General features: G+C 64.9%; 12 protein-coding genes. 8 read left to right on the top strand and 4 right to left on the bottom strand.

Annotated elements, in window-relative coordinates; genetic code table 11:
- The first annotated feature begins 52 nt into the window (after positions 1 to 52).
- The 3 genes from ugpA to ACYPXD_RS03950 are packed head-to-tail and all read left to right on the top strand — an operon-like array spanning position 53 to position 2,918.
- Positions 53 to 937 (top strand): sn-glycerol-3-phosphate ABC transporter permease UgpA, encoded by an 885-nt coding sequence (gene ugpA, locus ACYPXD_RS03940; RefSeq protein WP_459707711.1) that lies wholly within the window; start codon positions 53 to 55, stop codon positions 935 to 937.
- On the top strand, positions 934 to 1,779 hold the full coding sequence (gene ugpE / locus ACYPXD_RS03945) for a sn-glycerol-3-phosphate ABC transporter permease UgpE (RefSeq protein WP_459707713.1): 846 nt from the start codon (positions 934 to 936) through the stop codon (positions 1,777 to 1,779). Before ugpA ends, ugpE begins: the two co-directional genes overlap by 4 nt.
- 38 nt (positions 1,780 to 1,817) lie before the next feature.
- Positions 1,818 to 2,918, top strand: a complete 1,101-nt coding sequence (locus ACYPXD_RS03950; RefSeq protein ID WP_459707716.1) for a sn-glycerol-3-phosphate import ATP-binding protein UgpC — start codon at positions 1,818 to 1,820, stop codon at positions 2,916 to 2,918.
- Positions 2,919 to 2,939: 21 nt separating this feature from the next.
- Here ACYPXD_RS03950 and ACYPXD_RS03955 read toward each other — a convergent pair whose 3' ends face one another.
- Positions 2,940 to 3,962, bottom strand: coding sequence for a glycerophosphodiester phosphodiesterase family protein (locus tag ACYPXD_RS03955; RefSeq protein WP_459707718.1), 1,023 nt, complete (start codon positions 3,960 to 3,962; stop codon positions 2,940 to 2,942).
- A gap of 180 nt (positions 3,963 to 4,142) precedes the next feature.
- On the opposite strand from ACYPXD_RS03955, the gene ACYPXD_RS03960 reads away from it, so the two are divergent.
- From ACYPXD_RS03960 to ACYPXD_RS03970, 3 genes are all read left to right on the top strand, one after another.
- Positions 4,143 to 4,388, top strand: coding sequence for a DUF3761 domain-containing protein (locus tag ACYPXD_RS03960; protein WP_459707959.1), 246 nt, complete (start codon positions 4,143 to 4,145; stop codon positions 4,386 to 4,388).
- A gap of 360 nt (positions 4,389 to 4,748) precedes the next feature.
- The gene (gene ettA / locus ACYPXD_RS03965) at positions 4,749 to 6,416 is read left to right on the top strand and encodes an energy-dependent translational throttle protein EttA (protein ID WP_459707721.1); all 1,668 of its coding nucleotides are present in this window, start codon (positions 4,749 to 4,751) and stop codon (positions 6,414 to 6,416) included.
- Between the two features lie 243 nt (positions 6,417 to 6,659).
- Positions 6,660 to 7,790: a DUF748 domain-containing protein gene (locus ACYPXD_RS03970; RefSeq protein WP_459707723.1), complete on the top strand. Its 1,131-nt coding sequence runs from the start codon at positions 6,660 to 6,662 to the stop codon at positions 7,788 to 7,790.
- 79 nt (positions 7,791 to 7,869) lie between these two features.
- Here ACYPXD_RS03970 and ACYPXD_RS03975 read toward each other — a convergent pair whose 3' ends face one another.
- The 3 genes from ACYPXD_RS03975 to ACYPXD_RS03985 form a co-directional block, all read right to left on the bottom strand.
- Positions 7,870 to 8,493: an HAD family hydrolase gene (locus ACYPXD_RS03975; protein ID WP_459707726.1), complete on the bottom strand. Its 624-nt coding sequence runs from the start codon at positions 8,491 to 8,493 to the stop codon at positions 7,870 to 7,872.
- Positions 8,494 to 8,558: 65 nt separating this feature from the next.
- Positions 8,559 to 10,373, bottom strand: coding sequence for an aminopeptidase P family protein (locus ACYPXD_RS03980; RefSeq protein WP_459707729.1), 1,815 nt, complete (start codon positions 10,371 to 10,373; stop codon positions 8,559 to 8,561).
- A gap of 31 nt (positions 10,374 to 10,404) precedes the next feature.
- Positions 10,405 to 10,662 carry a hypothetical protein gene (locus ACYPXD_RS03985; protein ID WP_459707732.1) on the bottom strand — a complete coding sequence of 86 codons (258 nt, stop codon included), beginning with the start codon at positions 10,660 to 10,662 and terminating at the stop codon, positions 10,405 to 10,407.
- Positions 10,663 to 10,935: 273 nt separating this feature from the next.
- Between ACYPXD_RS03985 and ACYPXD_RS03990 the strand changes: the two genes are divergently transcribed.
- Positions 10,936 to 11,682 (top strand): response regulator transcription factor, encoded by a 747-nt coding sequence (locus ACYPXD_RS03990; RefSeq protein ID WP_459707735.1) that lies wholly within the window; start codon positions 10,936 to 10,938, stop codon positions 11,680 to 11,682.
- A gap of 44 nt (positions 11,683 to 11,726) precedes the next feature.
- Entirely contained in the window at positions 11,727 to 13,013 is a 1,287-nt protein-coding gene (gene hemA / locus ACYPXD_RS03995; RefSeq protein WP_459707738.1) for a glutamyl-tRNA reductase, read from the top strand.
- Positions 13,014 to 13,205 lie beyond the last annotated feature (192 nt).

Below are 13,205 nucleotides of genomic sequence, written 5' to 3' on the forward strand. Positions count from 1 at the left end.
GGCAACGCGCGGCGCCTCGTTCACCTTCACGTTCCCTTCGAGGCCCCCTTCGATGGAAAAACGCTCGACTTTCAGCGCCGGGCTGCTGCCGTACCTGCTTGTCGCGCCGCAGCTCGTCATCACGCTCGTCTTTTTCGTCTGGCCCGCCGGCGTCGCACTCTGGCAATCGACGCAAACGCAGGACGCATTCGGCACGTCGAGCGTGTTCGTCGGCTTCGCGAACTTCCGTCAGCTATTCAACGATCCGCTGTATCTGTCGTCGTTCAATACGACGCTGATCTTCAGCGCGCTCGTCACCGTCAGCGGGCTTGCGATCTCGCTGCTGCTCGCCGCCTGCGCGGACCGCGTGACGCGCGGCGCGAAGGCATATCAGACGCTGCTGATCTGGCCGTACGCCGTCGCGCCCGCCATCGCCGCCGTGCTGTGGGCGTTTCTGTTCAACCCAAGCATCGGGCTCGTCACTTACGCGCTCGCGAAAAACGGCATCGTGTGGAATCACGCGCTGAACCCGGGGCAAGCGATGTTCCTCGTCGTGCTCGCGTCCGTCTGGAAGCAGGTCAGCTACAACTTTCTGTTCTTCTATGCCGGCCTGCAGGCCATTCCCCGTTCGCTGATCGAAGCGGCCGCCATCGACGGCGCCGGCCCCGTGCGCCGCTTCTGCGGCATCGCATTGCCGCTGCTGTCGCCGACCAGCTTCTTCCTGCTCGTCGTCAACATCGTCTATGCGTTCTTCGACACCTTCCCGATTATCGATGCGGCGACCGCCGGCGGCCCCGCTCAGTCGACCAAGACGCTGATCTACAAGATCTTCACCGAAGGCTTCCAGGGGCTCGATATCGGCAGTTCCGGCGCGCAATCGGTCGTGCTGATGCTGATCGTCGTCGGCCTGACGGTCGTGCAGTTCCGCTTTATCGAGCGCAGGGTCCAATACTCATGATCGAGAATCGCCGCGGTTTCGACCTGTTTTGCCACGCGGTGCTGATCGTCGGCGTGCTGCTCGTCGTGTTTCCGGTGTACGTCGCCTTCTGCGCGGCGACGATGAACGAGCACGAAGTATTCAGCGTGCCGCTGTCGCTTGTGCCGGGCACGCATCTGTTCGAAAACATCGCGACCGTCTGGCGCCACGGCAGCGGCAACGCGGCGAGCCCGTTCGGCACGATGCTATTGAACAGCCTCGTGATGGCGCTCGTCATTTCGATCGGCAAGATCGCGGTGTCGATCATTTCCGCATTCGCGATCGTGTTCTTCCGCTTTCCATTCAGGAATCTCGCGTTCTGGCTGATCTTCATCACGCTGATGCTGCCGGTCGAAGTGCGGATCTTTCCGACCGTGCAGGTCGTGTCGTCGCTGCATCTGGTCAACACCTATGCGGGCCTCACGCTGCCGCTCATCGCCTCGGCAACTGCGACTTTCCTGTTCCGCCAGTTCTTCATGACGCTGCCCGACGAACTGATGGAAGCCGCGCGCATCGACGGCGCAGGCGCGCTGCGCTTTTTCTGGGACATCGTCCTGCCGTTGTCGAAGACGAATATCGCGGCGCTCTTCGTCATCACCTTTATCTACGGCTGGAACCAGTATTTGTGGCCGATTCTGATCACGAACGACGCGTCGCTGATGACGGCCGTGATCGGCATCAAAAGCATGATCGCCTCGGGCGATACCGCCACCGAATGGCATCTCGTGATGGCCGCGACGCTGCTCGCGATGCTGCCGCCGCTCGTCGTCGTGCTCGCGATGCAGCGCTGGTTCGTGCGCGGTCTCGTCGATGCCGAAAAATGACGCGCAACTTTGAAGGGCACAACTCGAGGGCGTAACGGATGGCCGCACTGACACTCAATGGCGTAAAGAAAACCTACGACGGCAAGCAGTTCGTGCTGCACGGCATCGATGCGGACGTCGCCGATGGCGAATTCGTCGTCATGGTCGGCCCGTCGGGCTGCGGCAAGTCGACGCTGCTGCGCATGGTCGCGGGACTCGAGCGGATCAGCGAAGGCACGATCTCGATCGACGGCACGGTGGTGAATAACCTCGAGCCGAAGGATCGCAACATCGCGATGGTGTTTCAGAACTATGCGCTCTATCCGCATATGACCGTCGCGCAAAACATGGGCTATGCGCTGAAGATCGCCGGCGAGGACCGCGCGACGATCGGGCGGCGTGTGCAGGCCGCCGCGCAGATTCTCGAACTCGAGCCGCTGCTGTCGCGCAAACCGCGCGAATTGTCGGGCGGTCAGCGGCAGCGTGTCGCGATGGGCCGTGCGATCGTGCGCGAGCCATCGGTGTTTCTGTTCGACGAGCCGTTGTCGAATCTCGACGCGCGGCTGCGCGTGCAGATGCGCCTTGAAATCCAGCGCCTGCATGCGCGCCTCGCCACGACGAGCCTCTACGTCACGCACGATCAGATCGAAGCGATGACGCTCGCGCAACGCGTGATTGTGATGAACCGCGGCAGCGCCGAACAGATCGGCGCGCCGACCGAAGTCTACGAAAGGCCGGCGACGGTGTTCGTCGCGAGCTTTATCGGCTCGCCGGGAATGAACCTGCTCGAAGGGCGCATTTCCGACGACGGCGCGAACTTCGACGTTGCCGCTGACGGCGGCGGTCGCGGCCCGCGCCTGCCGCTGAGGGGTGTGCCATGCGTGGGGCGCGAGGTGGCCGCGGGCCGCGAATGGGTGCTCGGCATCCGGCCCGAGCATCTGACGCCGGGCCAGCCCGGTGCGGCGCACGCGACCTTGACGGTCGATTCGTGCGAACTACTCGGTGCGGACAATCTCGCGCATGGACGCTGGGGCAAGCATGACGTGACCGCGCGTTTGCCGCATGCGCATCGGCCCGCGGCCGGCGACGCGCTCGAACTCTCGCTGCCGGCCCAGCATCTGCATTTCTTCGACCCGGCGAGCGGGCGGCGCGCAAACTGACTTCGGGCCGCCTGAAAATCGTTACTGTGCGGCATGCGCCTGCGTATCGCCGCAATCGATTAGCTTGCGCTGCTCACCGCTACCCGCTGACGCCGACGCGGATGCCGCCGCTAGCGCGGCACGAATCGCCGACATCTGCCGCGGCGAATCCGACAGCACCGCATCGACGCCGAGACACGCCATCGCGCGATAGTCGTCGGCGTTATTGACCGCAATCGCGACGATCCGCACATCGGGCTGCTGCCGGAAGCAGGCGACCGTCGCCGGTGTCCACAGCGTTGCATTCACCTCGGAGCGGCCTTCACCGAGTGTGAACGTCTCGGTCACCTGCAAAACGCGGTGCAGTTCGAACGCCGTCCACGTATGCGCCGCGGGCGCATCGTTGCATTGGCCGGAGAGCAGCGCGCGCACGAGACGCAGGCGCGTGGCGTCGCGCGACTCGAACAGACGCGCCTGCGGGTACGCGGCAAAGCTGCGTTGATACGCGTCGTCGGTCGAATAGATCGTCACACGCGCCCACGCATCTTCCTCGGTCAGCACGCGTGCGACCGCCTGCGCCTGCGGTTCGGCCGGCATCGCCTTCATATCGAGCATGACCGGCATATGCGCGGGAATCGCGCGCAACGCCTCACTGAGCGTCGGAATGTAGGCGGGGTGAACGCGGTATGGATAGACGTTGCCGCTATCGGAACCCTTGAAGTTCCAGCCCGCGTTGATGCGAGACAACTGCGCCGCCGTGTGTGAAGCGACCGGCCCCTTCGCATCCGTCAACGCCGACAGATCCGCAGGGCGGTAGAGCACGGGCACACCGTCCATGCTCAGTTGAACGGTGAGCCAGATCGCATCGGCGTGGTTGGCAATCGCAAGCCGGATCGCTTCGAGTGTGTTTTCCGGCGCGTCGGCAGTACCGCCGCGATGCGCGACGATGCGCGGCAAGGTCGAAGCCGCCGCCGCCACGGACGGTTGCGCCGCCGAGCCGGCGCCGCAAGCCGATACAAGCAAGACTGCTGACAGCGCGGAAGCCGCGCAGATCGATCGGAACACGTTGTTACCCGCTTCGAATGATGGAACAGCAAACGAGTCTATGAGGCGCGAAGGCCGATGGGTCGTTGTATATCATTACGGGCGCCGTCCCGAACCATAACAACGACGAAACCACACAAAATGACAATCAGAACTGCGCGTCACACGCTGCGTCCGCTGCAAGGCTTGATCGCGGCCGGCATGCTGCTCTTCGCCACTTCCGCATTTGCGTATCAGCCGCCGGCCTCCACACCCGACGAATCGGATCTGAGCAACCACAACACCTATCGCAACAGCGACGGCGAAACGGTTCACGCACCCGCGCGCTCGCGCTCCGGCAAGGTGCCTGACGGCGCGAGCGCACGCTGCCGCGACGGCACATACAGCTTCAGCCGCCACCCTGGCGGCACGTGCTCGCGGCACGGCGGCGTCGACACCTGGCTTTAAGGCCGCACGCTTTGCGTGCTCGCGCTTCGTCAAGCCGACGAGCCCGCCTTTGCGTTGTCATTTGCGTTGTCATTTGCGTTGCCATTTGCCTTGCCCTTCGCGTTGCCCTTTGCCACGCCCGCGCCATCGGCCGCGAAGTACAATGGCACCTCCTGCCGCTGCGCTCACGGCTTCACCATCGTACGAACCGCAGCATCGCGTACCAGCCGCACCGCGCGCAGGAGCCGGTCACAGCCGGTCCATGCACGTTGCTCCATCGTCGGGCATGCTTTCGTGCACGAGTGAACGCTGTGCCATCCACCCCTCGCCGCCCGCCCGGCTCGATGCAGGCCGGCGGCATCAACGCCCAATTGCAAGCAAATGGCCCAATACGTCTTCACCATGAACCGGGTCGGCAAGATCGTGCCGCCCAAGCGTCAAATCCTGAAGGACATCTCGCTGTCGTTCTTCCCCGGTGCGAAGATCGGCGTGCTCGGCCTGAACGGCTCAGGCAAGTCGACGCTGATCAAGATCATGGCCGGCGTCGACAAGGATATCGAAGGCGAAGCGACGCCGATGCCGAACCTGAACATCGGCTACCTGCCGCAGGAACCGCAGCTCGATCCGCAAAAAACCGTGCGCGAAGCCGTCGAGGAAGGGCTCGGCGACGTGTTCAGCGCGCAGAAGAAGCTCGACGAGATCTACGCGGCCTACGCGGAGCCCGATGCCGACTTCGACAAACTCGCCGCCGAACAGGCGAAGTACGAAGCGATCCTCGCCACGTCCGATGGCGGCAGCCCCGAGCAGCAGCTCGAAGTCGCGGCCGACGCGCTGCGCCTGCCGCCGTGGGACGCGAAGATCGAGCATCTGTCGGGCGGTGAAAAGCGCCGCGTCGCACTCTGCAAGCTGCTGCTCGAAAAGCCCGACATGCTGCTGCTCGACGAGCCGACCAACCACCTCGACGCCGAATCGGTCGAATGGCTCGAGCAGTTCCTCACGCGCTTCCCCGGCACCGTGGTGGCGGTCACGCACGATCGCTACTTCCTCGACAACGCCGCCGAATGGATTCTCGAACTCGACCGCGGCCACGGCATTCCGTGGAAGGGCAACTACAGCAGCTGGCTCGATCAGAAGGAAGACCGCCTGAAGCAGGAAGAATCGTCGGAATCGGCGCGCCAGAAAGCGATCAAGAAAGAGCTCGAATGGGTGCGCCAGAATCCGAAGGGCCGTCAGGCGAAATCGAAGGCGCGTATCGCGCGTTTCGAGGAACTGAACAGTCAGGAATACCAGAAGCGCAACGAAACGCAGGAGATCTTCATTCCGGCCGGCGAACGGCTCGGCAACGAAGTGATCGAGTTCAAGAACGTCAGCAAGTCATACGGCGATCGCCTGCTGATCGATAACCTGAGCTTCAAGATTCCGGCGGGCGCGATCGTCGGCATCATCGGGCCGAACGGCGCCGGCAAGTCGACGCTGTTCCGCATGCTGACGGGCCGCGAGGAGCCGGATTCGGGCGAAATCGTGCGCGGACCGACGGTCAAGGTCGCGTATGTCGACCAGAGCCGCGACGCGCTCGACGGGTCGAAGACCGTGTTCGAGGAAATCTCGGGCGGCGCCGACGTGCTGACGGTCGGCAAGTACGAGACGCCGTCGCGTGCGTATATCGGCCGCTTCAACTTCAAGGGCGGGGATCAGCAGAAGAACGTCGGCGCGCTGTCGGGCGGCGAGCGCGGGCGCCTGCATCTCGCGAAGACGCTGATCGCGGGCGGCAACGTGCTGCTGCTCGACGAACCGTCGAACGACCTCGATGTCGAAACGCTGCGTGCGCTCGAAGACGCGCTGCTCGAGTTCGCCGGCTCGGTGATGGTGATCTCGCACGATCGCTGGTTCCTCGACCGTATCGCGACGCATATCCTCGCGTTCGAAGGCGACTCGCAAGCGACGTTCTTCGACGGCAACTATCAGGAATACGAGGCGGACAAGCGTGCTCGCCTCGGCGAGGAAGCGGCGCAGCCGAAACGTCTGCGGTATAAGCCGATTACGCGGTAAGCCCAGGGCGCGGCGCGGTGATGGGTTAAGCCGGCCGCGTCGGTCACGTTGAGCCGGTCGGCCAGCTAGAGGACGATGCGGGACGATGCAGGACAACGCAGGACGAGACGGGACGAAGCGGTGCGCATGCGCCGCTTCGCTTTTATTTCGGCACGGCGTTTGCTGCGCGACGCTTTGCAGCAGTCGCGGCCAGGCTGAGCTGGCCCGACCACGCTGCCTCGTGCATAACGACAAGGAGGCGGAATGACGATGTCGGTGGGCAAGCGCGTAATCGTCGGCGTGATCGCCGTCATCATCGTGCTCGCGGTCGTGGCGCTCGGCGGTTTGTACTATGTGCAGCGCGAAATCAAAGCGCGCGTCATCGAAGCGCTTGGGCCGCTCGGCAGCGCGCAGAGCATCGACGTCGGCTTCACGTCGATCGAGCTGACCAATGTGCGCCTTATCGCGCCGAAAGACTGGCCGACACCCGATACCTTGCGCGCCGCCCACATCACGCTGGTGCCCGACCTGCGCGACGTCCTCACGCGGCGGCGCGTGCATATCCGCGAGGTGGTGGTCAGCGATTTCACGTTGCCGGCCATTCGCAAGCCGAGCGGCACGATCGAGTTGCTACCGAATCTCCGGCAGTCGGTGAGCAACACGCAGCCCGCCGCAAGCACGCCCGGCGCGCATGAGCCGCTGCCCGCGGAAAAGCTGATCGACCAGATCCGCTTCGAGCGCGGTACGTTCGATTTCTACGATCAATTGGTCAGCCAGCCGCCGTACAAGGTCAGCGTGACCGACGCGAATGCGACCGTCGAGCATATTCATTTGCCCGAGCTCACCGAACCGACCTCGGTGTCGGTCACGGGCTCGATCAAGGGCCCCGAGCACACGGGCACGGTCGGGTTCAGCGGCTGGATCAGGATCGCGAACAAGGACTCGCAGCTGAACACCACGCTGCACGGCGTCGATATCGTGATGCTCGACCCGTATCTGCTAAAAAAGGCCGGCGCGAAAACACGCGTGACGGGCGGCACGCTCGATCTGAAGGTCGAATCGACGGTGCGCGACTATCACATCCACGCGCCGGGCTTGCTGACGCTGCACCATCTGCGGCTTCAGGAATCGGACAACCCGCTCGACACGTTTCTCTCGATTCCAACGCGCGCCGCGGTCGCCGCGCTCAAGAACCACGGCGACGAGATCACGCTGCACTTCGTGCTCGACGGCAATCTGCGCGACCCGAAATTCAGGCTTAACGAGAGCCTGATGACCGAGCTGCGCGCGAACTTCGCGAAGGCGCTCGGCGTGAGCGCGGAAGGCGTTGCAAAAGGAGCCGGCGAGACGGTGAAGGGGCTCGGCAACGCGCTGAAGAATCTGCTCGGCCAGTAAACGTGAAGATGGACGAACGGCGTGTTGCCTGTGCCGATTTCGTCACGCTTCCTGTGCGTGCCGGCCACATCCTGCGCGTTTAAACCGGCAAACCCAGTTCGCGCAGCTTCGCTTCGGTTTGCGCCGCGCTCGTGTGATGCACGCCATGCCAGCCGAGCGCGCTCGCCGCTTCGGCGTTCTTCAGGTTGTCGTCGATAAAGACGAGCTCGTGCGGCGCCACGTTCGGCACGTGCGCTTCGATCCGCTCGCGCATCATGCTGAAAATCGCCGGGTCCGGCTTCACCAGCTTCACGCGTCCCGACACGATGATGTCGCGAAAGCGCCGCAGTACCGGGTAGTTCTCCCACGCATACGGGAAGGTCTCTGCCGACCAGTTGGTCAGGCCGAAAATCGGCACGCCGGCCGCGTCGAGCTTGTCGACCGTGGCAACGCCATCGTGCAGCACGCCCGCGACCATCTCATGCCAGCGCTCGTAGAACGCGCGGATCAGCGGCTCATGATCGGGAAACTGCTCGATGAGTTCGGCCGTGCCCTCGGCAATCGGCTGGCCGCCGTCCTGGCGAATCACCCACTCCATCGTGCACACATTCGCAAGAAACCACTGACGCTCGGCCTCGTCCGGAATCAGCGTGCGGTAGAGGTACTGCGGACTCCAGTCGATCAGCACACCGCCGAAATCGAACACGACTGCCTTGATGGCCATGCAAGCTCCGTTGATTGTCACAAGGTTGAGGGACGGCCCGGCGTGGGGTGCGCGGCCCGCCTCGATTAAATCGGCTGCGTGCGCGTCTCGAGCCACGCCTTCGCGGCACCCGACACATGCGGCGCGATCCGCGCGCGCACCGTCTCGTGATAGGCGTTGAGCCACGCGCGCTCGTCGTCGCGCAACAGCGGCAGCGCGATGCAGCGCGTGTCGATCGGGCACAGCGTCAGCGTTTCGAACTCGAGGAAGTCGCCGAATTCGGTCTTGCCCGCCGCGCGGTTCAGCACGAGATTTTCGATGCGGATGCCCCACTTGCCCGGCCGATAGATGCCCGGCTCGATCGACGTGATCATCCCCTCTTCCATCGCGGTCCACGCTTCGGCCGGCGCATAGTGCGAGATGACCTGCGGCCCTTCGTGCACATTCAGGAAATAGCCGACGCCATGTCCCGTGCCGTGGCCGTAGTCGGCGCCGGCTTCCCAGATCGGCGCGCGCGCGATCGCATCGAGCATCGGCGAACGGATGCCGCGTGGAAAACGCGCGCGCGACAATGCGATCGTGCCTTTGAGCACCGTTGTGAAGTCGCGCCGGTGCGCGTCGTCGATCGCGCCGATCGGCACGACACGCGTGATGTCGGTGGTGCCGCTCAGGTACTGGCCGCCTGAATCGATCAACAGCAGGCCGTTGCCTTCAATCTTCGCATGCGATTCCGGCAGCGCGCGGTAGTGCGGCATCGCACCGTTCGCGTTGAACGCGGCGATCGTCGAAAAGCTCAGCGTGACGAAGCCGGGGCGGCGCGCGCGAGCTGCCGTCAGCCGTTCGTCGACGGTGAGTTCGGTGATCGTCTCGCGGCCGAGCGCCCCTTCGAACCACGCGAAGAATTCGGCGAGCGCCGCACCGTCCTGCTCCATCGTCGCGCGCACGTGCTCGGCTTCCGCTTCGGTTTTGCGCGACTTGAAGAACGTCGTGGGGTTGACCGCTTCGACCCGCTTCACGTGCGACGGCGCCGACTGCAGCATGCCGAACGTGACGCGCCGCGGGTCTACCAGCAGCGTTGCGCCAGCCGGCAGCGCCGCGAGCGCGCCCGCTGCCTGCGCGTACGGCTCGACGCGGATGCCGTCGCGCGCGAGCGCGTCGGCGAGTGCCGCCGGCACCTTGCCGTCCACGACGAACAGCGACGCGCGATCGAGCCCGATCAGCGCGTGCGCGACGAACACCGGGTTGTAGTTCACGTCGGCGCCGCGCAGGTTCAGAAGCCATGCAAGGTCATCGAGCGTCGAGATGAAATGCCATTGCGCGCCTTGCTCGCGCATCGCGCGGCGCAGCCGCTCGAGCTTCTCTGCACGCGTGACGCTCGCTTGCGGCGGCGCATGCTCGTAGACCGCGTCGACCGGCAGCGACGGACGCTGCGGCCAGATCGCGTCGAGCAGATCGACGTCGGTGCGCAGCTTGACGCCGCGCGCAGCGAGCGCGTCGGCGAGCGCGCGCGCCGCCGCGACGCCGAGCACCGCGCCGTCGACGCCGACCGTGCCGCCCGCCGGCACGTTCTGCGCGAGCCATTCGACATGCGGCTGCGTCTGCTGGCCGCCCATCATCTTCATCAACGCGATGCCGGTGCCGGCCAGTTGCGCGTCGGCCTGTACCCAATAGCGGCTGTCGACCCACAGGCCCGCAAAGGCCGGCGTCACCACCAGCGTGCCGACCGAACCTGTGAAGCCGGACAGCCACTCGCGCCCTTTCCAGCGGCCCGGCAAATACTCGGACAGGTGCGGATCCGCCGACGGCACGAGATAAGCGGCGAGGCCTTCGCGCGTCATCGCGCCGCGCAGGTGCGCGATCCGTTCGGGGATCGATGCGGTTTCAGGGAGTCGGACGTTCATCGTGTTCACCAGAAGAGATTGAGCGGCACATTCAGCGCCGCCGTGACAGCATGCCGACCGCCGCGGCGACCGCGACAAGCGCGACCGCCGTGCAGATCGGCCATTCAAGCGTATCGCCATCGTGAAACAGCGTGGTGACATTGCCGGCCATGCGCGCGAGCGCCGCGCCGAGCACGCCCGCCAGCACCGCCATCCACAGCCGCGCGCCGCTTCTACGCCGCAGCGGATGCAGCCACCAGCCCGCGAGCCCCACCACGACCCCGACGACGACGATGCCGGACCACCCCATCAGCGACGCCCCTCGCGCCGCGGCCGAATAATCCGAAGTTTCGGATTTGTCCCATTTGCCGGCACGCGAACGATAGTTAGCATTTTTTCTCTCATTAACCAGAAGGTCAGCACGGCGCTTATCTGCGCCGCTGTTCATCGGCGGTTCGCCAGCAGTCGCGCGGCGATGGGTAGCGGTTGAGTTTAGGGGCGGGAATAACGTTAGGCAAGCCGCAACGCCTACGCGCTCGCCGCCTCGCTCGTCATCTTAAGGCGCCGGTCTGCAACGCGTCCCATGCGAATCGCCCTCATCGAGCCGGACCTTCGCCACGCGGCACTCGTCACCCGCCTGCTGCTTGCCGCGGGACACGCGTGCCAGCACTTCAGCGCCAGCGAGCCGTTCCTTTGCAGCGCGAAGCAGCTTTTCTTCGATCTTCTCGTCACCGAAGCCTGGGCCGGCGACCGTTGCGCCGAAGACGTCATCACACTCGCGCGCGAGGTGCTGCCCGGCTTGCCGGTCATCGTCACGATGAAGGCGCCGCGCGAAAGCGAACTCGTGGCGGCGCTGCACGCGGGCGCCGACGACTGCGTCGCGAAGCCGGTGCGCGGCCCCGAAATGCTCGCCCGCGTCGATGCGCTGATTCGCCGCGCCGGGTTTCGCCGGCCGCGCAGCCGCGCGCGCGAAACATTCGGCGACTACGCCTTCGACGGCAGCCGCTCGCTCGTGGTTTGCCGGGGCCAGGTCATTCCGTTGACGCCGAAGGAACTGCGCTTCGCGCTGCTGCTCTTTTCGAACATGTCGCGGCCCGTTTCGCGCGCGCAGATACTTGAAACCGTCTGGGGTCGCCGCGACATCAAGTCACGCACGCTCGACACGCATGCTTCGCGCATTCGCGCGAAGCTCGAATTGCGGCCCGAGCGCGGGTACGCGTTGACGCCGTTGTACGGCTACGGCTACCGGCTCGACCCTGTCTCCGCCTCGGACGGCAACGGCGACGGGGATGAGCCGCCCCGGACTGAAACAATCGTGGAAACGCTATAATATGGGGCTAAACCATAGCCCCAGTTGGCGGGCTGTCCCCATTTATGCAGCTTTTAACGATCGGAATCAACCACCACACTGCGCCAGTCGCCCTGCGCGAACGCGTGGCGTTTCCGCTCGAACAGATCAAGCCCGCGCTCGATGCGTTCAAGGAACTGTGGCTCGGCCGCGCGGCACCGAACGCGCCCGAAGCCGCAATCCTGTCCACCTGCAACCGCACCGAACTCTACTGTGCCACCGACGACCACGCGGCCCGCGAAGCCGCGATCCGGTGGCTGTCGATGTACCACAATCTCCCCGTCGACGAACTCGCACCGCATGTGTACGCGCTGCCGCAGTCGGAAGCGGTGCGCCACGCGTTTCGCGTCGCGTCGGGGCTCGATTCGATGGTGCTCGGCGAAACGCAGATCGTCGGTCAGATGAAGGATGCGGTGCGCACCGCATCCGAAGCCGGCGCGCTCGGCACCTATCTGAACCAGCTGTTCCAGCGCACGTTCGCCGTCGCGAAGGAAGTGCGCACCGAGACCGAAATCGGCGCGCAGTCCGTATCGATGGCGGCGGCGGCCGTGCGTCTCGCGCAGCGCATTTTCGACAAGGTGTCGAATCAGCGCGTGCTCTTTATCGGCGCGGGCGAAATGATCGAGCTGTGCGCGACGCATTTCGCCGCACAACAGCCGCGCGAGCTCGTGATCGCGAACCGCACCGCCGAGCGCGGCGAGCGCCTCGCGGAACGCTTCAACGGCCGCGCGATTCCGCTTGCCGAGTTGCCCCAGCGCATGCACGAATTCGACATCATCGTGTCGTGCACGGCCTCGACGCTGCCTATCATCGGCCTCGGCGCGGTCGAACGCGCGGTCAAGGCGCGCCGCCACCGCCCGATTTTCATGGTCGACCTCGCCGTGCCGCGCGACATCGAACCCGAAGTGGGCATGCTCGAAGACGTGTTCCTCTACACCGTCGACGACCTCGGTGCAATCGTCCGCGAAGGCAATGCGTCGCGTCAGGCGGCCGTCGCGCAGGCCGAGGCGATCATCGAAACACGCGTGCAGAACTTCATGCAGTGGCTCGACGCGCGCAGTATCGTCCCGGTGATTCGCCATATGCACACGCAGGCGGACGCGCTGCGCCGCGCCGAAGTCGATAAGGCGCTCAAGATGCTGGCGCGCGGCGACGACCCGGCCGTCGTGCTCGAAGCGCTGTCGCAAGCCATTACGAACAAGCTGATCCACGGTCCGACGCATGCATTGAACCGCGCGAACAGCGACAATCGCGCAACGCTCATCGAACTGATGAGCGGCTTCTACAGACACAATCACACGTCCGAGCGTTAGCTGCGCTAGCGCGAATCGAGCGTCGGCGCTCCGGCAGCCAGTTGCAGCAACCGCTTCCGGAACGTGCACGGCGCCCTGCCCGCGGCCCATGTGCCTCTCCTGCCGTTGCGTGGCAGTCCCGGCAGTTCCCTGGCACTTGCCGCCCGCTTCCCGAATTCTGGTTAATCATTTCCGGAGCCCGCTCCGGATCGC

The sequence above is a fragment of the Paraburkholderia sp. 2C genome (assembly GCF_054589215.1).